This is a genomic window from Xenorhabdus innexi (assembly GCF_002632485.1).
GTDB lineage: Bacteria > Pseudomonadota > Gammaproteobacteria > Enterobacterales > Enterobacteriaceae > Xenorhabdus > Xenorhabdus innexi.
The window spans coordinates 1-529 of sequence record NZ_NIBU01000252.1 but is presented as its reverse complement, the minus strand read 5'-3'; the positions used below and the strand labels follow the sequence as shown (position 1 = coordinate 529).

At 43.9% G+C, this 529-nt stretch carries 1 protein-coding gene; it reads left to right on the top strand.

Features of this window, described 5'->3' with window-relative positions; genetic code table 11:
- Positions 1 to 103: 103 nt before the first annotated feature.
- Positions 104 to 529, top strand: a 426-nt coding sequence (locus Xinn_RS21440; protein ID WP_153043445.1) for a helix-turn-helix domain-containing protein, incomplete at its 3' end; no start/stop codon positions are given.

Below are 529 nucleotides of genomic sequence, written 5' to 3'. Positions count from 1 at the left end.
ATTGACTGCTGGCGCTTTCCACATAAAAAATTAGGGGTATCTGATGGTCATTGAAACGGTGTGCTAATTAACCATAAAACTTAATGGTTTTCAAGCTCGTTTGATGAGGTTATCAAATGCAGAATGTACCACTAGCAATTTAATTATCAAACACAAAGTGGGCTTACTTAATCTGGCTGAAGAGCTGGGGAATGTATCAAGAGCCTGCAAAGTCATGGGCGTCTCTCGTGATACGTTCTATCGTTACCGGGAATTAGTCGAAAACGGCGGGGGTGATTCACTAATCAATCAGTCCCGTCGCGTTCCCAATCTCAAAAACCGGGTCGATGAGCAAACAGAACAAGCCGTCGTTGAATATGCCTTAGCGTTTCCTGCTTATGGTCAGGCACGTACCAGTAATGAATTACGTAAACAGGGGATTTTTGTTTCTGGGAGTGGCGTTCGCTCCATTTGGTTACGGCATAATCTGGAAAACTTTAAAAAGCGACTGGCAGCACTGGAAGCGAAAGTGGAAAAGGAAGGCATTATC